This window comes from Thermoanaerobacter wiegelii Rt8.B1 (assembly GCF_000147695.2).
Taxonomy (GTDB): domain Bacteria; phylum Bacillota; class Thermoanaerobacteria; order Thermoanaerobacterales; family Thermoanaerobacteraceae; genus Thermoanaerobacter; species Thermoanaerobacter ethanolicus.
The window spans coordinates 751,207-772,258 of the sequence record NC_015958.1; the positions used below are offsets into that span (position 1 = coordinate 751,207).

Genomic DNA, 21,052 nt, shown 5'->3' on the forward strand with positions numbered 1-21,052 from the left:
GTATTTTTGTGAAAAGGGTTTATGTAAAAGAAGAAGTGTGCGTGGGATGTAGATTATGTGAAGTATACTGTATTACATCTCATTCAAAGTATAAAGATGTTTTAAAAGCATATAAGTTGGAACCCCAGAGGCCGACACCACGAATTGTTATAGAAGAAAATAGACCTGTATCTTTTTCGCTCCAGTGTAGGCATTGCGATGATGCGCCATGTGTTAAATCATGTATTACAGGAGCGATGCAAAAGGATCCGTCAACTGGTGTTGTAACGTGTGATACAGATAAATGTGTTGGATGCTGGACTTGCGTGCTTGTGTGTGAGTTTGGTGCAATTATAAGAGATGTAAATAATAAGGTTGCTTCAAAATGTGACTTATGTGCTGAAGCAGGAGAGCCGGCTTGTGTCAAGAATTGTCCCAATGAGGCACTTGTTTACAGTGAAGGAGGCATTTCTGTATGATAATAGTAATAATTGGTAATTCTGTGGCAATGGTAGGTGCAGTAGAGGCAATAAGAAAATATGATACAAGTTCTGAAATAGTTGTTATTTCAGATGAAACATACCATGTGTATTCAAGGCCCCTTATATCTTATTATCTTGGGAATTTAGTGTCTGAGGACAAAATGATATATAGAGAGAAAGATTTTTACCGCAAAAATAAAGTAGAAACTGTGTTTGGTATTAAAGCTATTTCTATTGATGAGAGAAAAAAAGAAGTGCATCTTGAAAACGGGGATAGCATAAGTTTTGACAAACTTCTCATTGCAACGGGCGGAAAACCTATAATACCTCCAGTAGAAGGATTGAACAAAAAAAATGTTCATACTTTTATTAAAATGGACGACGCTAAAAAATTAAAGGAAGCTGCCAAGCCCGGTTCAAAAGCTGTAATTGTAGGTGGTGGTCTCATAGGCTTCAAAGCAGCAGAAGGTCTTCACCATTTAGGGGTAGATGTAACAATAGTTGAACTTGCAGATAGAATTTTAAGTACAATTCTTGATGCAGAAGGGGCATCTTTGGTATCTCAGAGTCTTCAGAATGACGACATAAAAATAATTACGGGAACAACAGTGGATAAAATCATAGGAGATGAATATGTTAAAGGGGTTGTGCTCAAAAATGGGCAGGAATTAGAAGCCGATAATCTTATTATCGCGATAGGTGTTGTGCCAAACGTTGATGTTGTAAGAAACACGTCAATTTCTATAAATCGTGGTATTTTAGTAGATAGCACTATGAAAACAACTGCTGAAGATGTGTATGCAGCAGGAGACGTAGCCGAAGGTTACGATATGCTTGTTGAGTCAAATAGGGTTGTGCCAATATGGCCAAATGCATATATGCAAGGGGAAATTGCGGGACTTAACATGATTGGTATAAATAAAAGTTTTAAAGGGATTTTCCCTATGAACTCAATAGGTTATAAAAATACAAATATGATAACAGCTGGTATAACGAATCCACAGCAGGAGGAATTTGAGATTATCTCTAAAATTGATCATAACAGAAGGTCTTATAAAAAATTTGTGGTAAAAGAAAATAGGTTAGTAGGATTTATATTAATTAATGATATTGATAGGGCTGGATTGTTTACTGGGTTTATAAAAAATGAAACAGATATAACCCCATTTAAGAAATATCTTTTAAATGATGATTTTGGATTTATATATTTGCCAAAAGAATTAAGAAAGGCAAAAATGCTTGACCTGGAGGTGGTATAATGAAAACCATAAATGCGGCAGGAATTTATTATAGAGACCTTAATGAAATAATTAAAGAGTTAGTTCGTTCAGGTGAAGACATAATTAATTTGAAAAATGTCAATGGTCAACGATATATAGGAGATAATTTGTCTGGGACTACAAAAATAAATATCGAAGGTACGCCTGGGAATGACATGGCAGCCTTTATGGACGGGCTCACAATAGAAGTTTTTGGCAATGGACAGGATGCAATAGGAAATACAATGAACGATGGGAATATTATTATACATGGACATGCAGGTGACGTCGTTGGTTACGGGATGAGGGGTGGATCTATCTATATAAAAGATAGTGTTGGCTATAGAGTTGGCATACACATGAAAGAATACAAAGATAAAGTTCCTGTAATAGTTATTGGAGGAAGTGCGGGAGACTTCTTTGGTGAATATATGGCAGGTGGCTGTATGATTGTACTGAACTTAAAAAATGATGAAAATATAGTTGGAGAATATTGTGGTACAGGTATGCATGGAGGAGTTATATATTTGAGAGGAGATGTAGAAGACTATAAACTTGGGAAAGAAGTTATTAAGGAAAAAATAGATGACAAGGATTACGCGTTTATCCAAAAATATGTTGAAAATTTTTGCCAATATTTTGATTATGATTTTCAAAAGATTATGAATCATTCTTTTATCAAATTGCATCCGATAGGCAAAAGACCCTATGGAAATATGTATGCATAAAAGAGGAGTAGAAAATATTTTGTGTATTTAGATTAATTTCATACTCTTCCTTGACAAGAATTAATTAACATTTTATCTAATCCATCTTTAAGTATAACTTTTTTTCTAAATATAGCCAAGTTCTGTTGAAAGCTCTGCTTTAACCTCCTTCTTGGTTTGTTTTATATTCTAATTCTTACCAAGAAGGAGGTTTTTAATCAATTCACACAAAATTTTACATCATCAAATAAAAATGTAAATAAAAAACAGTTAATTATTAGTAAAGATAGGAAAATATATTCTTGTTCACACTTTTGGCAGTATAGGTAAACCCTGCAATTTTCTTTATAATGCAAATGCTTTGGATATGATTGAAGCTAATATGGCACGTATAAGCATCGGGGACAAAAAGGAAATCGGATGGAGAGATTTTCACATAAAAACGTTATATATAGCTTCTGTAGGTAGTGGTTATGCTTCTACTGTACTTGCTATGAATGGAATCAAAAAATATTGGCCTGAAAGTGTTGTGTTGAATGCCAGAGGACCTATGTACCAGTTTATCCAAACCAGTGATTAAAGTCTTATATTGAACTGCGTCAAATTCCTGATGCTAGCGAAAATATTGAAGAAGAAATCAAAATGCAATTTGAGCAATTTTTGAAGAAAAAGAGGCTTAGGAATGTAAAATACGAGGTGCACTTTACATTGATAAAGCAACTGGCAAAGTAAAAATAGTTATGGCTGCTAAAAAACAATAGTAAAGGTGTTTATACAACTATAAGGATTTATAAATGAGGTAATAAAGGTAATAAATAAGAATAGATGTTATAACTTGGGGTTGACCATTTTCTAAGATAGTGCTATAATGTATACAGAGATTGTTATAAATTTAACAATAGGAGGTAATTAAAGTGTGGGAAACAAAAATAAATCCAAATAAGGTTTTTGAACTTCGCTGCAAAAACACGACTTATTTTGGAATAGGTAGTATAAAAAAGATAAAAGATATTCTAGAAGTTCTTAAAAACAAAGGTATCAACAATGTCATTCTTGTAACCGGTAAAGGTTCCTATAAAGCCAGTGGAGCCTGGGATGTGGTAAAACCGGCTCTTGAGACACTCGGATTCAAATATTCACTTTATGACAAGGTTGGGCCCAATCCTACTGTTGACATGATCGATGAGGCGGCAAAAATCGGCCGGGAAACTGGGGCAAAAGCTGTTATCGGCATTGGCGGTGGCAGCCCTATAGATACCGCGAAAAGTGTGGCTGTACTGCTGGAATACACTGATAAAAATGCAAGAGAACTTTATGAACAGAAATTCATACCTGAAAAAGCTGCTCCTATTATAGCTATAAACCTTACTCATGGTACTGGTACCGAAGTAGACAGATTTGCGGTGGCTACAATCCCAGAAAAAAATTATAAGCCTGCAATTGCTTATGATTGCCTGTATCCTATGTATGCCATAGATGACCCTTCCCTTATGACAAAGCTTGACAAAAAACAGACAATAGCGGTTACTATAGATGCTTTAAACCACGTTACCGAAGCTGCTACCACTCTTGTAGCGTCACCTTACAGCGTCCTAATGGCAAAAGAAACAGTGAGACTGATAGTTCGTTACCTACCCGCTGCTGTAAATGACCCTGAAAACCTTGTGGCCAGATACTATTTGCTTTACGCTTCTGCTTTAGCTGGTATTTCTTTTGACAATGGCCTTTTGCACCTTACCCATGCGCTAGAGCATCCTCTGAGTGCAGTAAAACCCGAGATAGCTCATGGTCTTGGACTTGGTGCTATACTGCCTGCGGTGGTAAAGGCTATTTATCCATCTGTTGCAGAAGTTCTGGCTGAAGTATATAGTCCTATAGTGCCTGGGCTAAAAGGTCTGCCTGCTGAAGCAGAATATGTAGCTAAAAAGGTTGAAGAATGGCTCTTTAATGTAGGATGCACCCAAAAACTTTCGGACTTTGGATTCACAAAAGAGGATATTCCGACTCTGGTAAGGCTTGCTAAAACTACGCCTTCGCTGGACGGATTGCTTTCTAATGCACCAGTGGAAGCAACTGAAGCTGTTATTGCCAAGATTTATGAAGAATCTTTCTAAAATTTAATTTAAAAATTTCACAGCAAGCAGATAGACAATAGGCAATGAACAAGAACAGTATGGTTATTATTTTAACCATGTTGAAGGCAAAGAAATTTTAATCTTTGCAGACAGCGAAGGACAAACAATAGCACAACAGGTTCAAATAGGATATCTTTTTGATAAATAAGAAATGAAGACTGAGAAATTGAGGAGAGCCCTTAGCTTGCAAAAATGAGCTAAGGGCAGTAATTTTATGTTTTTTTGTTAGCACTTAAATTTTATCAGAAAAAGGGGAATTTATAACTTAACTCATTAAATATTGATATCATTTTCAAAATAATTGTTGAATTCTTTTGCGTTTGTGGTATAATTAGTTTAAGCAATTTACTTAAAACTAAATATGACAAGTGCTAGGGGAGCCAAAAAGTGGCTGAGAGGGGATTCGTTCCCGACCCTTTGAACCTGTCAGGGTAATGCCTGCGTAGGGAAGCATGCTTTTTAAAACATTTGTAAAAATGCTCACCTCACAGGTGGGCTTATTTTATTATTTGGAGGTGTTTTTATGAAATTAGCCCTTACTATTGCCGGCTCTGACTCTGGGGGAGGAGCAGGTATACAGGCAGATTTAAAGACTTTTTCAGCCCATGGAGTATACGGCATGAGTGTCATTACTTCAATAACAGCGCAAAATACAATGGGGGTTTTGGGAATTGAGGATATAAGTCCTGATATGGTGTATTTGCAGATGAAGGCAATTTTTGAGGATTTATACCCAGATGCAGTGAAGATAGGTATGGTGTCTAATGAAGACATAATTAAAATGGTTGCAAAAGGGTTAAAAGATTACAATGTAAAAAATATTGTGTTGGACCCTGTTATGATTTCAAAAAGTGGAAGCTATTTATTGAAGCCGGAAGCAGTGGAGGCTTTGAAAAAGGAACTGATTCCTTTAAGCCTTGTAGTTACGCCAAATCTCATGGAAGCAGGAGAATTAATTGGAAAAGAAGTCAAAAGTGTATCGGATATGAAAGAGGCAGCTAAAAGAATTTTAGATTTTGGTGCAAAAACAGTGGTGGTAAAAGGTGGACATCTTACAGGAGATGCTTTAGATGTATTTTTCGATGGAAAAGAGTTTTATGAAATTACATCAGAGAGAATCGATACTAAAAACACGCATGGTACAGGCTGCACATTTTCCTCAGCTATAGCTGCCAATATCGCTTTAGGCTATGATTTAGTTGAGTCAATAAAAAGAGCGAAGTCATACATTACAGGGGCTATAAAACATTCGTTGGCCATAGGGCATGGAGTAGGTCCCACTAACCATTTTTGGAATATAGAAATAAGGAAGGTGTGAGATATGGACTTAACCCTTTATGCTATAACGGATAGGTCTTACATAAAGGATATGGATATTGCTGACGCAGTAGAATTAGCAATAAAAGGCGGTGCAACAATAATTCAACTGAGAGAAAAAGACATATCAAGTAGGGAATTTTATGAAATTGCTCTCAAAGTTAAAGAAGTTACAAAAAGAAATAAAATCCCTCTCATTATTAACGACAGAGTGGATATAGCCCTAGCAGTAGATGCAGATGGAGTTCACGTTGGACAGGAGGATTTGCCGGCAGATGTTGTAAGAAAAATAATAGGTCGTGATAAAATAGTGGGGGTATCAGCAAGCACAGTGGAAGAAGCTTTAAAGGCGCAAAAGGATGGAGCGGATTATTTAGGGGTAGGAGCAGTGTTTAAGACTCCTACAAAGCCGGAAGCGGAAGCCATTGGAATAGAAGGGCTGAAAAAGATAAAAGAGGCAGTCACTATTCCCGTAGTTGCAATAGGAGGTATAACGAAGGATAATGCTTATGAAGTCATGTTAAAGTCGGGAGTAGACGGGATATCTTCAGTTTCAGCTGTATTTTATGGGGATATAGAAAACAATACAAGAAAACTTTTGGAGGTTATAGCAAAAGCGATAAACGATAGGAGGAATTTGAAATGAAAAAAGAATTGTTGAAAATTTTAAGAGAGAAAAAGCCTTTAGTTCACCATATTACAAATATAGTTACTGTCAATGATTGTGCTAATATAACACTGGCTATAGGAGCATTGCCAGTCATGGCACATGCCTTGGAAGAAGTAGAAGAAATGGTAAGTGCAGCAGATGCTTTAGTTTTAAATATAGGCACTCTTACAAATGAACAAGTAGAAGCGATGATAAAGGCAGGAAAGGCTGCAAATAGACTTAAAGTACCAGTTATATTAGACCCTGTTGGAGCGGGAGCTACGAAGCTTAGGACACAAAGCTCAAAAAAGATATTAGAAGAGGTAAAAATTTCTGTGATAAAAGGGAATAGTGCTGAGATTTCAATACTTGCAGGCAAAGGTGGGAAGATACGCGGTGTAGAATCTCAAAGCGGAGCAGATGATATTTCTGAAGCTGCAAAAGATTTAGCAAACGCGTACAACGTTGTAGTAGCAGTGTCAGGTGTTACTGACATAATTACTGATGGAAAAAGAATTGCGTATGTAAAAAATGGACATCCTATGATGGGCACTGTTACTGGCACAGGTTGTATGCTTACCTCTGTAGTAGCGAGCTTCTGCGGAGTATGTGAAGATTATTTTGAAGCTACAGTAGAAGCTTTTGTAGCTTTTGGAATAGCAGGTGAAAGAGCCGCTCAAAGCAGCAATGTCAAAGGGCCCGGCAGTTTTAAAGTGACATTTTTTGATGAGATATATAATCTCACGCCGGAGATAATAGAAAAAGATAAGAAGGTGGAGTATGAATAAAATACATCGTATGGTTTTTATGGCACTTATTATTGCTATAGGCACCTTTGCTTCTCAATATGTATGGTTTAGTGTAGGTGCTGCCAAAGTTACACCTGTTCAACATGCTATTAATGTTATTTCAGCAGTTTTTTTGGGCCCTTGGGGAGCGTTAGAAGTAGCTTTTATTATAGGACTTTTGAGGAACATCCTTGGTGTTGGATCGCTTTTGGCATTTCCAGGAGGAATGGTTGGTGCGTTCATTGCTGGATATCTTTATAGATTTACACGTAAATTTTATTTTGCCTCTATAGGAGAAGTTATAGGTACAGGCATTATAGGGGCTTTGCTTTCTTATCCTATAGCTAAGTATATACTTGGAAGTTCCGGTGCGGCTTTTATGTTTGTCATTCCATTTTCGCTTTCCAGTACAATAGGCTCGGTTATAGGATATGTAGTGGTATTGGTTTTAGTAAAATATAAGAAATTTATCTCATAAACTTACTTTAGAAAGGCGGGTGTGAATCATGAAAATTAAAAATTTTACCCTTTTTCTAATATGGGCAGGTGCAGCAATCTCAATTGCTGAAATCTATACAGGTTCGCTATTTGCACCTCTAGGTTTAACTAAAGGCTTGTTGGCTATTTTAATAGGCCATATCATTGGTACATTATTTTTCTCGCTTGGGGGGCTTATGTCATACATCCTTAAGTTGCCAGCAATAAAATCAACAAAAGTTGTTTTGGGCAATAAAGGTACAATTTTTTTAGGAGCACTAAACATTCTACAATTGATTGGATGGACAGCAGTCATGATTATACAATCAGCAAAAGCTTTTAATGGTGCCATTGGTATGTCTGTTGGTGTAGGAATACTTTTTGTAGGCATATCTGTTTTATTATGGTCACTATTTTTTGAAAGTGAAGCATACTGGGTAAATAACATTGCAGTAATATTGTTGTTTATATTGACTATTGGTGTTGTAGTATTTTTAAAGGGCGGGAAAATTTTAACACCAACAGGTAATATAAGTTTTGTAGATGCAATCGAACTTGCCGTTGCTATGCCTGTATCATGGCTGCCTTTAGTAGGAGATTATACGATCAACAGTGAAAATAGAAAATCTAGCTTTATATATACATTTTTAGGTTATTTTATTGCAAGCTGTTTTATGTATTTTATAGGTCTTTTTGTTTCCTTAAAGACGGGAGGAAAAGATATAATTTCATATTTTGCATCAATAAAATCTGGGTTTGTACCGTTGCTAATAATACTCTTATCAACAGTAACAACCACTTTTATGGATGTATATTCTGCTGCGATATCTACAATGGCAGTTATTAAAACAAGGCTCAGTAAAAGAGAGCTATTAATAATTTATTCGCTAATAGGTATTATAGCAGCATATTTATTCCCAATTGATAAATATCAAAACTTTTTATATGCTATCGGTAGTGTATTTATTCCAGTATATACAGTAGTTTTTGTAGGCTTCTTTATATTAAAATATGAAGAAAGTGGGTACCTTAATATTCCTGCAGTTGTATCATCTATCATTGGAATTGTTACGTATAATTACATGGTATATAACGGTACTTCATTATTAAAATGGTATCTAACTCCTACCATAACAACAATATTTTTGACTGCTGTAATTTATTCTGTAACACAAACTTTAAAAATAAAAACCAAAATACACTAAATAACTAGCAGTAATGACACCGTACTCTACATAAACTTTCGTTATAGGTAGAGGCTGCGGCTTTGCGCAAAATTGTTCAACAACCTAATATTTTTAATTTAAATCTATATGCTCTCCCGTATCTAAGTAAATTACCCATTCACATATATTAGTAGCATGATCAGCAATTCTCTCAAGATAACGAGCTACAAACAAAAACTGACTCGCCTGGTCGATGTTTCTTGGGTCTTCCATCATATAAGTTAATGGTTCCATAAATACTTGTTTGTAAAGGGCATCTACTATATCATCTTTTTCACCAATCGTCCTTGCAAGGTCTAAATCCTGGCGAACATAAGAATCCAATGACATTTTTACCATTTCTCTTACGATTTCAGCCATTCCAGGAATATCTATCAATGGTTTTATATATTTTTGATGAGCAATCCTCAAAGTAGCTTTTGCTATATCTACTGCATAGTCTGCCATTCTTTCTAAGTCTGTAACAATTTTGAGCCCTGTCAAAACTATTCTCAAATCCCTTGCAATTGGCTGCTGGGTTACAATAATCTTTGCACATTTATTGTCAATTTCTACTTCCATTTTGTCTATTCTGTCGTCACCATCTATGACCTTTTGTGCCAATTCTGTATCATGGTTCACTAAAGAAGCAATGGCGTTCGCTATCGCCTCTTCTACAAGGCTACCCATTTTTAATACGTCATAATGAAGTTCCTCTAATTCTTTTTCAAAATGAGTGCGATTCACCCTTTCACCTCCTTTAACCGAATCTTCCAGTGATGTAGTCTTCCATTCTCTAGTCTTGCCACAACCAGATGGTCCTATAAGAGCTAAAATGCCATTTTCTTACGTAGATAGAATGATTAATCAAAGTATAAAAGCATAAAATATTAAAAAAATAAAACAAAGGCCTACTCATACAAATGAAACGCCTTTGTTTCATTGCAAGATTATATTTTATTTTTAAGGTTGTATAATAAATGTTGAATTAGTCAAGAACCAACCTGTAAAAAAATAGAGTACTTATACTAAATGCTTGCTGTCAATCCTCACAGTGAATCTTCAGAAGTTTTTAATTTACGATGTTACTTTTTGACAAATATAATATCATGACGAATCCCGCTTTTTACATGTATAAAAGTGGGATTCACCTTCCATCTGATGAGCAAAGCATGAAACTTTGTATCGTATTTTTATTGCTGTTGTCTTATAAGCTATACTATAAGCCTTACCCAAGTCTCCCATAGAAGAAATACCATGAGTGAAAGTACGAAAAGAATGGCCAAAAGAGGTGTCCATGGTACACTTGGAGCTTTAAATTTTCTTGTCAAGTTTGGTTCCGTATATCTCAATACTATTACATCGATAAAGAAGGGCAATTAAAGTTTTCTTTTGTATTCAGCAGTAAGTACAGCCATTCAAAATGGCTATAATAGTATAGTTATTGAGGTTCTTACACTTTAAGCTTAACCCAATAAATACAGGTTTAAAATTATTCTTTGTTTAAAGCATCAATAGGATCAACATATTCTAAACCTTGCGCATCTGCAACAGGTTTGTATGTTACCATTCCTTTGTAGACATTGAGTCCTTTCAGTAGCGCTTTATTTTCAAGTAAAGCTTTCTTATATCCTTTATTTGCTATCTCCAAGGCATAGGGCAATGTTACGTTAGTTAATGCAAAAGTAGAAGTCCTTGGTACTGCCCCCGGAATGTTTGGCACGGAATAATGCACTACTCCATGTTTTATAAAGTACGGGTCTTTGTGAGAAGTCGTTCTATCACATGTCTCTATACAACCACCTTGGTCTATTGCAACATCAACTATTACTGCACCTTTCTTCATCGTCTTTACCATTTCCTCTGTCACAAGCTTTGGTGCCTTTGCTCCAGGTATCAAAACTGCTCCTATCAATAAATCTGCTTTTTTCACACTCTGAGCAATATTAAAACTATTCGACATCAAAGTTGTAACTCGTCCTCCAAATATATCATCAAGATATGCAAGTCTTGCAGGATTTACATCCAATATTGTAACTCTTGCTCCCATCCCCACAGCTACCTTGGCTGCATTTGTACCTACTGTTCCCCCACCTATTATTACTACTTCTGCTGGCTCTACTCCTGGGACTCCCCCCATTACAATTCCTCTTCCTTCATTTATGTTGGTGAGAAGATAAGCTCCTATTGTCACCGACATCCTTCCAGCTACTTCGCTCATGGGAGTTAAGAGAGGAAGAGCTCCATTATCTAGTTGTACTGTCTCATAAGCAATCCCTACCACTTTTTTCCTCAATAGAGCTTCTGTTTGTTGTTTATCAGGAGCTAAATGAAGATAAGTAAAAAGAACCTGTCCTTCTTTGAAATAGTCGTATTCGCTTGGCTGTGGTTCCTTTACTTTCATTATCATATCTGCTACATCAAACACTTCTTTTGCAGTAGAAAGTATTTTAGCGCCAGCTTTTACATATTCCTCATCTGTTATGCCACTTCCTATTCCTGCATCTTTTTCAATGTATACTTCATGGCCATTTTTGACAAATGCCTCTACTCCCGCAGGAGTAATAGCCACACGAGCTTCTGCAGTTTTTATCTCTTTGGGAACACCAATTTTCATATTCTATCTCCCCTTTATCAATTTTTTTATTAGACTTGTGCATACTTTAAAAAAGCCTTTATTTTAAATGAATCAGTGAGGTCTCTTTTCTTTTCCTTTTTCCTGCTTCAGCTACTTAAATTTTACATAGCCCTTCAAAGAACTGCCTTATCTAACCTACTTTACCCCCCAAGATAAGCTTCTTTTACCTGCGGGTTTTCCGCCAGCTCCCAGGCGGGGCCAGATAACACAATTTTTCCTGTTTCTAATACATAGCCTTTATGAGCAATAGAAAGAGCCATATGTGCATTTTGTTCTACTAAAAGAATAGTAGTTCCTTGCTCGTTTAGTTCTTTAATGATCGCAAAAATTTCTTTAACCAACAGGGGGGCTAAGCCCATTGAAGGTTCATCTAAAAGCATAAGTCTAGGTGCTGACATTAATGCTCGCCCCATCGCTAACATTTGTTGTTCTCCGCCAGATAAAGAGCCGGCCAGTTGTCCCTTTCTTTCCGCAAGCCGCGGAAACCGTTCAAAAACCCTGGTAAGCCTGCGTTTAAATTCTGCTTTATCTTTTAAAAGATAAGCACCTAACTCCAAGTTTTCCAATACTGACATGTTAGCAAAAACCCGTCGGCCCTCAGGCACCTGGCTTATACCCATTTTTACAATGTCATGAGCAGTTTTACCAGTAATATCCTTACCTTCAAAAATTATTTTTCCTGATTTAGGCTTGACCAATCCACAAATTGTATTTAAAGTAGTGCTTTTCCCCGCACCATTTGCCCCGATTAAGGTTACTATTTCTCCTTCGTTTACGGTAAGCGATATTCCTTTTAAAGCATGAATGGCCCCGTAAAATACATTTAACTCTTCAATTCTTAATACTTCCTTCCCGCTCATAGGTACGCCCCCTCTCCTAAATATGCTTCAATAACCCGAGGGTTGTTTTTAATTTCTTCAGGCGTCCCGTGAGCAATATTAACTCCATAGTCCAAGACGTAAATCTGCTCGCAAATGTTCATTACCAAATGCATATCGTGCTCAATGAGTAAAATAGTCACGTTAAACTTACTTCGGATAAAGCTAATTAATTCCATTAACTCCGTCGTTTCTCGAGGATTCATGCCTGCTGCTGGTTCGTCTAAAAGTAATAAGGAAGGGTGAGTAGCCAACGCACGGGCAATTTCTAATCGGCGCTGTTCTCCGTAAGGTAAGTTTTTGGCTTTTTCTTCTGCCTTATGAGCTAAGTTCATGATTTTTAATAGCTCATAAGCTTCATCCCGCATTTCTTTTTCTCCTTGGTAAAACTTCCCAAGACGGAATATAGCATGCATCATATTATATGGAACATGCAAGTGCCTGGCAATTAAAACATTCTCTAAAACCGAAAGTTCGCCAAACAAACGAATGTTTTGGAAAGTACGGGTTATGCCTTTAGCAGCAATTTGGTAAGGCTTTAACCCTACTATGCTTTCGCCTTTAAAGATTATATCACCAGTGGTTGGAAGGTAAATCCCGGTTAAAAGGTTAAAAACCGTCGTTTTACCTGCACCGTTTGGTCCGATTAACCCAACTAAATCTCCTTCATTTAAGGTAAGATTTAAATCCTGAACTGCTTTTAATCCTCCAAAACAAATCCCCACGCTATGCGTCTGCAGAATGGCTGCCATGACTTACACCTCTCTTTCTCTGCAAAAGCTTAAAGGATAACTCATGGGTTCCAAGAAGCCCCTGGGGTCTAAATAACATTACCAAGATTAAGATTATGGCATAAATTATAAGTCGCAGTTCTGCTAAACTCTGTAAAAATGTAGAAATTAACGTTAGTACAATTGCCGCTACCACTGAACCGGTGAGGCTCCCCTGTCCTCCTAAAACTACCATCACAAGTATATCAAAGGATTTTAAAAAGTTAAAAGCATTTGGTTCAATAAAGGTAATATAATGAGCAAGGAGTGCCCCGCCAATTCCAGCAAAAAATGAACCCATAGTGAAAGCTATAACTTTATATTTCGTGGTATTTATTCCCATGGCTTCCGCTGCAATTTCATTTTCTCGAACTGAAATACACGCCCGACCGTGGCTGGATTGAACAAAGTTTTTGATAACTAAAACTGTAACCAGCATGCACCCAAAAGCCCACAGCCAATTAGTCCTCTGTGGTATCCCCATTAAACCGTAAGCTCCACCTAAATAATCAATATTTGTTATTACCCCCCGGATTATTTCAGCCAGTCCTAAAGTAGCAATAGCCAAGTAATCGCCTCTTAAACGCAAGGTAGGTATGCCAATTATAATACCGCCAATACCCGCCATTATTGCTCCAACTAACAAGGATACAATAAAAGGGGCATTAAAATTTAAAGACATAATAGCCGACGCATAAGCACCTAATGCCATAAATCCCGCATGGCCAATAGAAAATTGTCCCGTAAAACCAACCACTAAATTTAAACTTACTGCAAGAATAATATTGATTGCGATAATAATTAAGTTTAACATCACAAAAGGACTAATGATTTCTGCTGAATACAAAACCTGAACTCCTACCATAAGCACTACTAGCAACAACATTACTGCAAGATTTTCCTTTGTAAACCAATTTTTCAGCATTCTGTATCACCTACACTTTCTCCCGAACGTTTTTCCCAAATAAGCCAGAAGGTTTAACTAATAGGATAATAATCAAAATCACAAAAGCTACAGGATCCCGATATAAAGAACTGCCGTACCCACTTACTAAGGACTCGGTAATCCCTAAAATAAGCCCTCCGGTCATTGCTCCAGGTATAATTCCTATTCCTCCTAAAACCGCTGAAACAAAGGCTTTTAAACCAAACATAATTCCCATTAAGGGAAATACTTTATTGTAATATATCCCTACCAGTACCCCTGCTGCCGCAGCTAAAGCTGAACCAAGAGCAAAGGTGATGGATATTGTCGTATCCACATTTATTCCCATTAAACGAGCAGCTTGCATGTCATAAGAAACTGCCCGCATTGCTTTTCCAATTTTCGTATTATGAACTATATACTGTAGTAAAATCATTAAGATAACCGTGACCGCAATAATTAAAATTTCCCTATTTGATATGGTAACCTTTCCGCCAAGTAATGAATACGAAACCTCTTTAAAAACCTCCGGAAATGCTCGAGGCTGTGGACCCAGGAAAAACATCGTGGTATATTCTAAAAGAAGGGAAACGCCTATTGCAGTAATTAAAATTACAATTTTAGGTGAGTTTCTTAAAGGACGATATGCCAATCTTTCGATAATAATGCCTAAAATAGCACACACAATCATGGAAAAAATTAACGCTGGAACAAAAGACATTTTTAAAACCAAGGTCGCATATAGTCCTGCAAAGGCACCAAGCATGTAAACATCGCCATGGGCAAAATTGATGAGTTTTATAATACCATAAACCATAGTGTATCCTAACGCAATTAAAGCGTAAATACTTCCTACTGATATTCCATTTATTAACTGCTGGATAAATTCCATCATATTAACCACCTCTAACCTAATTAAATTCATTTTCTTTAGGGGAGGAATATTCCTCCCCTTTAATCTTTTAAGGATTTACGTAAGCTTTATAGGTTTGCTTACCGTCTTTGTATTCCAAAATCACTAAGCCTTTAACAGCATTGTGATTTTCATCTAAGGAGATTTTGGCAGTAACTCCTTCTACATTCTTGGTGGTCTTTAAAGCTTCTTTGATTTTTTCGGGTGTAGCTTCACCAGCCCGTTTAATGGCATCAACTAAAACAAGTACCGTATCATAACCTACTGCAGCCATTGCATCCGGTTCGCTGCTGTATTTTTCCTTATACTTTTTAACAAAGTCCTGAACTTTTGGGTCAGGCATTAAAGACGAATAGTGATTGGTAATAAAGGTGTTATTAAGCGCAGCTGCACCAGCAATTTCAACAAGTTTTGGCGAATCCCAGCCATCACCACCGCCCATAGGAACATTAATACCAAGCTCACGTGCTTGCTTTACAATTTGGCCCACTTGCTCGTAATAACCAGGTACATAAATAAATTCAGGCTTTAAATTTTTAATCTTGGTTAATACCGAGCGAAAATCCTGATCTTGGCTAGTGTAGTTTTCATCAGCTAAAATTTCGCCACCGCCAGCTTTGAAAGCTTCTACAAAAAACTTAGCTAAACCCACCGAATAAGGAGCTGTATTATCTTTTAAAACAGCAACTTTTTTAAGCTTTAATTCATTTAAAACGAACTTCGCCATTGCCGTCCCCTGGAAAGGATCTATAAAGCAAGTCCGGAAAATATACTCCCTTACCTTGCCTGTTTTAGGATCTACTGTAACATCAGGGTTAGTTGCCGAGGGCGAGATCACAGGAACTTTATTAGTTTCGGCAATGTTAACATAAGAGAGGGTATTGCCAGAAGTCATCGAACCAATAATAGCAACTACTTTATCTTGGGTAATTAACCGAGTCGCAACCGAAGCGGCTTCTGTATTATCAGACTTATTGTCATACTTGACTATTTCAATCTTTTTACCAAGAACTCCGCCAGCATTATTAATTTCATCTACTGCTAACATAATTCCATTTAAGCCTGATTGACCCAATGTGGCAACATTTCCCGACAGCTCTAAGTTTGCTCCAATTTTTATAACATCGCTACTCTCAGACTTATTTCCACACGCCGAAGCAAATAAAAGTAAAAACGATAATAAACCTGCCGCTACTCCCCTAACAAAGCCTTTACGCACGGCTTACCATCCTCCTTTAAAATTTTCTGTTTTTTTAAAATAGTCTTACATTTTTGCTATAAGCACATAACCTGTCCTGCTACACCCCTCTCCTTTTTAAAAGGGTGCAAATACACTGCAAATTCTGCTGGCTATCAATTATAATCATTTTATAAAACATATCTACAATTTTCTCATTTTTCTCTATTTTTCTTAAAATATTCAGTATACATTAGGGATGTCCTATTAGTAACCATTTTCACCTCCTTGTGCCCCTTTTTTCAAATTTGAATTAATTTGTGGTATAATAAAAATGGTCTGCATATTTTAAAAAGGTTTTTTAGGGGATAATATTTGGTATAAAGTTTGATGGAAATTTAAATTTGATGGCTAATAATTAAAAAAGGCAAAGGCACCTTTTTTCTAAAGGCGCCTTTGCCTTTTTTTCTATTTACTTGTTACTTTAATTATACTTATTTTTCTTTGCATTGTCAATAAGTAAAAAGAAAAATTGTTATTATTCTGTGATATTGTCATATTAAAAGTATTCTGCGATAATGTCAGTATGAGAGCGGTCTAATACTCCCCCAATGCTATTATCATGATTAACGACAAATGAAACGTAACTTTTTGGAATCCTACGGCGGAACGTATATTTGGATATTTTTGCATGCATTTGTAATACAAGATGAACGACTGTACGAAGCATATGGAGAAATTGACGAGCTAAAAATTTCAAAATTAGCAGATAGTGTAGTCAGAAATATTATTCATAGAGGTGAAGATGAGGCTAGAATGATTGAAAAAGAAAATGACCCTGAAGTACTCCTAAAATTATTAAAAGGGAAATGCGATCCTGCTTATGATAGTGTAAAATTATCGTAGGATTTTTTGAGTGAAAAAAAACAAGAGACAACCCCTGTGATAAAATAGAAATAGGAAACAAAACATCACAGAAAGGGGTGTCTCTTGTGAAAAAATATATTTTTGAAGATATTATACTACAAAATGCTCTAAATTTCACTAGAGAAGTGATAGAAATTTTTGGTGATTTATTAAACGAAGGAATGGATATTACAAGACTTGTAGCAAGAATAAAGGAAATCACGGACAAACTAGGTAGTGAAGTAATAGAAGCAATTATTGAAGAGTTAGATAGGATAATAAAAGAAGACAAGAGAAGGAAAGAAAAATGGATAGTAGAAAGAAAAGATAAAAAGAGGTTAACGACAATTCTTGGAGATATTGAATATGAGAGGACATATTACAAATCTAGGCAGGATGGGAGATATACATATTTGGTGGATGATGCATTAGAGATAGGGCGGCACGATAGGATAGAAAAGGGAGTAAAGATAAAGTTAGTAGAAAACGCGATAGAAGAATCATATGAAAGAAGTAGTAAAAAAGCATGTCCAGAGGAGCTAAGTAAACAGACGGTATTAAACGCAATAAGGGAAATAGGGGAAGTAGAAGTAAAGAGAGAAATAAAAGAGAAGAAAGAAGTAAAGGTATTATACATAGAGGCAGATGAAGACCATGTACCTTTACAAGAGGGTGGAGATGAAACACCTCGATTGGTGTACATACATGAAGGGAGGGAAGAGAGAAACGGAAGAAACGTACTGAAAAATGTGTATTACAAGGCATACGTAGGAGAGAAAGCTGAAGACATATGGATAGATGTAGCAAATTACATAGAAGAAAATTACAAGGAAGAGAAGATAGAGAAGATATACATAGCAGGAGATGGAGCGCCGTGGATAAAAGAGGGATTAGAGTGGATAGTAAAATCAAGGTTTGTGTTAGACAGATATCATTTAAACAAATACGTATTAAAAGCTACATCGAAAGAGCCAAAATACAGGGATAAGATATGGAGAGCAATAAATGAAGGAGATAAAGAAGAACTAAAGAAGGTATTTAATGAACTAATAAAGGTAACAAAGGAAGAGAGAGAAAAAGAGAAGGTAAAAGAGGCGAAGAGGTACATACTAAATAATTGGGAAGGAGTAGAGATATACAGTAAAGACAAAGATGTAATAGGGTGCAGTGCAGAAGGGCATATAAGTCATGTATTTTCTTCTAGATTAAGTAGGAATCCATTAGGATGGAGTAGAGAAGGATTAAAGTTAATGGCGAAATTAAGAGTATTCAGCAAGAATGGAGGAGATTTGAGAGAAATAGAATGGGGTAAGAAAGAGAATATAAATGAAGGGAGCTACAAATTAACGAAGAAGCAAATAAAAGAGGCGGTAAGGAGAGTTAAAACGTCTACAAATGAAAAAATAAATAATATTACAGTTTTGAATATGGGAAAAGTGACGCCAATATACAGAGTTTTAAGAGCAATAAAATATGCACAAGTTATATAAAAAGCATGATAAGCTGAAGGCTGAAATTAACTAAGTTTCAGGGGTTGTCTTAAAAAATCCTACAGTATCTTGACACTATCCTGCTTAGAGGCATTCTTGACATATTAAAAAAACTTTGATAAAATGGTCTTGCGTAAACTCTTAATCAGCGGGGTGGGGGTTCGAGTCCCTAATGGCGCACCATTTTAATATGCGGGCATGGCGGAACTGGCAGACGCGCCAGACTTAGGATCTGGTGGGGTTACCCGTGGGGGTTCAAGTCCCTTTGCCCGCACCAATAAAAATTTAAGGGAGAAAAATATATATTTGACAGGAAAATAATGCAGTAGGCATTATTTTTTTTGCATAAAATTATGACAACTTGAGTTTGATTCACCGTTTTTTTATGTTATAATATTATAAGTTTAGAAGACTTTATACGAAAGAAAGAGAATAGGAGGATTTACTTAATGGGTGTGAGTCTTAAAAAATTAGAGAAAAGTATTGCGACGATTGAACTTACAATACCAAGTGAAAAGTTTGAAGAGGGTTTAAATTTTGCTTTTAAAAAGAATGCTTCAAAATTTAATGTACCGGGTTTTAGAAGAGGGAAAGCGCCAAGAGCTATTGTAGAAAGATATTATGGTGAAGGTGTCCTTTACGAAGATGCTGTAGAGTATGTTTTTGACGAAGCGTACAAGGAAGCTCTTAAAACGTTTGATTTAGAGCCAGTAGATTATCCGGATATTAACATTTTACAAATCGGCAAAGGAAAAGACTTGATTTTAGAAGCAACTGTACCTGTCATGCCTGAGGTAGAGTTGGGTGAATATAAAGGCATAGAAATTGAAAAAATAGAGTATAATGTGTACGATGGAGATGTAGAATACGAATTAGAAAAATTAAGACAGCAAAATGCGAGAATTATCCCTGTTGAAGGAAGAGCAGCAGAAAGTGGAGATATTGCTGTAATAGACTTTGAAGGCTTTATAGATGGCAAGCCTTTTGAAGGCGGCAAGGCGGAAAATTATGAATTAGAATTAGGTAGCAATACTTTTATTCCCGGGTTTGAGGACCAAATAATAGGCCACAATGTAAATGAGACTTTTGATGTAAATATTACTTTTCCTGAAGATTATAGGGTGGAAGAATTAAGAGGCAAATCGGCTGTTTTTAAAGTCACTCTTAAGGCTTTAAATAAAAAGGAATTGCCTGAATTGGATGATGAGTTTGCGAAAGATGTAAGTGAGTTTGAGACATTAGAAGAGTTAAAAGCCGACATAAGAAAGAAATTAGAAGAGAAAAATAGATTAGATGCAGAAAATGAGATGAAAGAAAAAGCAGTAATGAAAGTTGTGGAAAATGCAAAAGTTGATATACCAGATGTTATGGTGGAAAGGCAAATAGATATTTCTTTGAGGGATTTAGATTATAATTTGAGATATCAAGGTTTAGATTTAAATAGCTATTTATCAATTACAGGGAAGACCTTAGAAAATTTAAGGAAAGAGATGTGGGATGGAGCTTTAAATAGAGTAAAAACTCAACTTGTCATAGACAAAATTGCCAAAGTGGAAAATATTCAAGTTACAGAGGAAGAATTAGAAAACAGATTAAAGGAAATGGCAGAGAGTTACAGAATAAATCTGGAAGAATTCAAGAAAAGCTTGACTGAAAGCCAGATAAACGGCATAAAAGAAGATATAGCGTATTATAAGACGATTGACTTTATTTTTAGTGAGTGTAAAATAATAAGTAAAGAGGAGTGATTATTATGAGTCTTGTACCTATTGTTGTAGAGCAGACAAATAGAGGCGAACGTTCTTACGATATATTTTCTCGCCTTTTGAAAGACAGAATTGTATTTTTAGGAGAAGAAATAAATGATACTACAGCAAGTTTAGTTATTGCTCAGCTTTTGTTCTTGGAAGCTGAGGACCCTGACAAAGACATTTGGCTTTATATAAACAGTCCAGGCGGTTCAATAACTGCAGGATTTGCAATTTACGATACCATGCAGTATATAAAGCCAGATGTAGTGACTTTGTGTGTTGGAATGGCTGCGTCTATGGCTGCATTTTTACTGGCAGCAGGTGCAAAAGGAAAGAGGTTTGCACTTCCTAACAGTGAGATAATGATTCATCAACCTTTAGGAGGAATGCAAGGCCAAGCTACAGACATAAAAATTCATGCAGAAAGGATTTTAAAATTAAGAGATAAGTTGGATAAAATATTAGCAGAAAATACGGGGCAACCTATTGAAAAAATAAAGGCGGATACTGAAAGAGACTTTTTCATGGATGCGGAGGATGCAAAAGCATACGGCATTATAGACGAGGTCCTTGTCAGGAAGAAAAAATAACGCCCCAAAAGAGGTG

The 21,052-nt window shown here is 36.2% G+C and carries 22 protein-coding genes, 1 tRNA gene and 1 riboswitch; of the genes, 15 read left to right on the forward strand and 8 right to left on the reverse strand.

The genetic code is table 11. The annotated features are described in order from the left end of the window. Nucleotides 1-8: 8 nt before the first annotated feature. The 10 genes from THEWI_RS03570 to cytX all read left to right on the forward strand — a co-directional run bounded on the left by THEWI_RS03570 (nucleotide 9) and on the right by cytX (nucleotide 8,998). A complete protein-coding gene (locus tag THEWI_RS03570) occupies nucleotides 9-458 on the forward strand; it encodes a 4Fe-4S dicluster domain-containing protein (protein WP_014062468.1) in 450 nt (149 codons plus the stop codon). Next, the gene (locus THEWI_RS03575; RefSeq protein WP_014062469.1) at nucleotides 455-1,720 is read left to right on the forward strand and encodes an NAD(P)/FAD-dependent oxidoreductase; all 1,266 of its coding nucleotides are present in this window, start codon (nucleotides 455-457) and stop codon (nucleotides 1,718-1,720) included. The genes THEWI_RS03570 and THEWI_RS03575 overlap by 4 nt, the downstream gene beginning before the upstream one ends. Then, a complete protein-coding gene (locus THEWI_RS03580) occupies nucleotides 1,720-2,448 on the forward strand; it encodes a GltB/FmdC/FwdC-like GXGXG domain-containing protein (protein ID WP_014062470.1) in 729 nt (242 codons plus the stop codon). Before THEWI_RS03575 ends, THEWI_RS03580 begins: the two co-directional genes overlap by 1 nt. Nucleotides 2,449-2,794: 346 nt before the next feature. Next, on the forward strand, nucleotides 2,795-3,007 hold the full coding sequence (locus tag THEWI_RS14720; RefSeq protein ID WP_244262313.1) for a hypothetical protein: 213 nt from the start codon (nucleotides 2,795-2,797) through the stop codon (nucleotides 3,005-3,007). Between the two features lie 334 nt (nucleotides 3,008-3,341). Next, complete coding sequence (locus THEWI_RS03590; RefSeq protein WP_014062471.1) at nucleotides 3,342-4,541, forward strand: iron-containing alcohol dehydrogenase; 1,200 nt, start codon at nucleotides 3,342-3,344, stop codon at nucleotides 4,539-4,541. A 384-nt stretch (nucleotides 4,542-4,925) separates the two neighbouring features. Beyond that, a riboswitch (TPP riboswitch) is annotated at nucleotides 4,926-5,028 on the forward strand. A gap of 57 nt (nucleotides 5,029-5,085) precedes the next feature. Then, complete coding sequence (thiD, locus tag THEWI_RS03595; protein ID WP_014062472.1) at nucleotides 5,086-5,880, forward strand: bifunctional hydroxymethylpyrimidine kinase/phosphomethylpyrimidine kinase; 795 nt, start codon at nucleotides 5,086-5,088, stop codon at nucleotides 5,878-5,880. 3 nt (nucleotides 5,881-5,883) lie between these two features. Further along, nucleotides 5,884-6,525, forward strand: a complete 642-nt coding sequence (thiE, locus tag THEWI_RS03600; protein ID WP_014062473.1) for a thiamine phosphate synthase — start codon at nucleotides 5,884-5,886, stop codon at nucleotides 6,523-6,525. Then, a complete protein-coding gene (gene thiM, locus THEWI_RS03605) occupies nucleotides 6,522-7,316 on the forward strand; it encodes a hydroxyethylthiazole kinase (RefSeq protein ID WP_014062474.1) in 795 nt (264 codons plus the stop codon). Before thiE ends, thiM begins: the two co-directional genes overlap by 4 nt. Further along, a complete protein-coding gene (thiW, locus tag THEWI_RS03610; RefSeq protein WP_014062475.1) occupies nucleotides 7,309-7,794 on the forward strand; it encodes an energy coupling factor transporter S component ThiW in 486 nt (161 codons plus the stop codon). The genes thiM and thiW overlap by 8 nt, the downstream gene beginning before the upstream one ends. Before the next feature lie 28 nt (nucleotides 7,795-7,822). Next, nucleotides 7,823-8,998 (forward strand): putative hydroxymethylpyrimidine transporter CytX, encoded by a 1,176-nt coding sequence (gene cytX / locus THEWI_RS03615; protein WP_014062476.1) that lies wholly within the window; start codon nucleotides 7,823-7,825, stop codon nucleotides 8,996-8,998. Between the two features lie 93 nt (nucleotides 8,999-9,091). Here cytX and phoU read toward each other — a convergent pair whose 3' ends face one another. The 8 genes from phoU to THEWI_RS03650 form a co-directional block, all read right to left on the reverse strand. Then, nucleotides 9,092-9,745 (reverse strand): phosphate signaling complex protein PhoU, encoded by a 654-nt coding sequence (gene phoU, locus THEWI_RS03620; RefSeq protein WP_014062477.1) that lies wholly within the window; start codon nucleotides 9,743-9,745, stop codon nucleotides 9,092-9,094. 467 nt (nucleotides 9,746-10,212) lie between these two features. Next, nucleotides 10,213-10,377 carry an amino acid permease C-terminal domain-containing protein gene (locus tag THEWI_RS15220; protein ID WP_156786930.1) on the reverse strand — a complete coding sequence of 55 codons (165 nt, stop codon included), beginning with the start codon at nucleotides 10,375-10,377 and terminating at the stop codon, nucleotides 10,213-10,215. Nucleotides 10,378-10,490: 113 nt separating this feature from the next. Next, nucleotides 10,491-11,615: an alanine dehydrogenase gene (gene ald / locus THEWI_RS03625; protein ID WP_014062478.1), complete on the reverse strand. Its 1,125-nt coding sequence runs from the start codon at nucleotides 11,613-11,615 to the stop codon at nucleotides 10,491-10,493. Between the two features lie 161 nt (nucleotides 11,616-11,776). Beyond that, nucleotides 11,777-12,496: an ABC transporter ATP-binding protein gene (locus tag THEWI_RS03630; RefSeq protein WP_006570086.1), complete on the reverse strand. Its 720-nt coding sequence runs from the start codon at nucleotides 12,494-12,496 to the stop codon at nucleotides 11,777-11,779. After that, nucleotides 12,493-13,266 carry an ABC transporter ATP-binding protein gene (locus THEWI_RS03635; RefSeq protein WP_014062479.1) on the reverse strand — a complete coding sequence of 258 codons (774 nt, stop codon included), beginning with the start codon at nucleotides 13,264-13,266 and terminating at the stop codon, nucleotides 12,493-12,495. Before THEWI_RS03635 ends, THEWI_RS03630 begins: the two co-directional genes overlap by 4 nt. Beyond that, nucleotides 13,241-14,209: a branched-chain amino acid ABC transporter permease gene (locus THEWI_RS03640; RefSeq protein ID WP_014062480.1), complete on the reverse strand. Its 969-nt coding sequence runs from the start codon at nucleotides 14,207-14,209 to the stop codon at nucleotides 13,241-13,243. The genes THEWI_RS03635 and THEWI_RS03640 overlap by 26 nt, the downstream gene beginning before the upstream one ends. 10 nt (nucleotides 14,210-14,219) lie before the next feature. After that, nucleotides 14,220-15,104, reverse strand: a complete 885-nt coding sequence (locus tag THEWI_RS03645) for a branched-chain amino acid ABC transporter permease (RefSeq protein WP_006570089.1) — start codon at nucleotides 15,102-15,104, stop codon at nucleotides 14,220-14,222. A gap of 67 nt (nucleotides 15,105-15,171) precedes the next feature. Then, a complete protein-coding gene (locus tag THEWI_RS03650) occupies nucleotides 15,172-16,341 on the reverse strand; it encodes an ABC transporter substrate-binding protein (protein ID WP_014062481.1) in 1,170 nt (389 codons plus the stop codon). Between the two features lie 594 nt (nucleotides 16,342-16,935). Between THEWI_RS03650 and THEWI_RS03655 the strand changes: the two genes are divergently transcribed. From THEWI_RS03655 to clpP, 5 genes are all read left to right on the forward strand, one after another. Further along, complete coding sequence (locus THEWI_RS03655; RefSeq protein ID WP_014062482.1) at nucleotides 16,936-17,205, forward strand: hypothetical protein; 270 nt, start codon at nucleotides 16,936-16,938, stop codon at nucleotides 17,203-17,205. 86 nt (nucleotides 17,206-17,291) lie between these two features. After that, a complete protein-coding gene (locus THEWI_RS03660) occupies nucleotides 17,292-18,695 on the forward strand; it encodes an ISLre2 family transposase (protein WP_014062483.1) in 1,404 nt (467 codons plus the stop codon). A gap of 192 nt (nucleotides 18,696-18,887) precedes the next feature. After that, nucleotides 18,888-18,972 (forward strand) — tRNA-Leu (locus tag THEWI_RS03665). Between the two features lie 172 nt (nucleotides 18,973-19,144). After that, nucleotides 19,145-20,443 (forward strand): trigger factor, encoded by a 1,299-nt coding sequence (gene tig / locus THEWI_RS03670; RefSeq protein ID WP_014062484.1) that lies wholly within the window; start codon nucleotides 19,145-19,147, stop codon nucleotides 20,441-20,443. Nucleotides 20,444-20,448: 5 nt separating this feature from the next. Further along, complete coding sequence (clpP, locus tag THEWI_RS03675; protein WP_014062485.1) at nucleotides 20,449-21,036, forward strand: ATP-dependent Clp endopeptidase proteolytic subunit ClpP; 588 nt, start codon at nucleotides 20,449-20,451, stop codon at nucleotides 21,034-21,036. The last annotated feature ends 16 nt before the right edge of the window (nucleotides 21,037-21,052 follow it).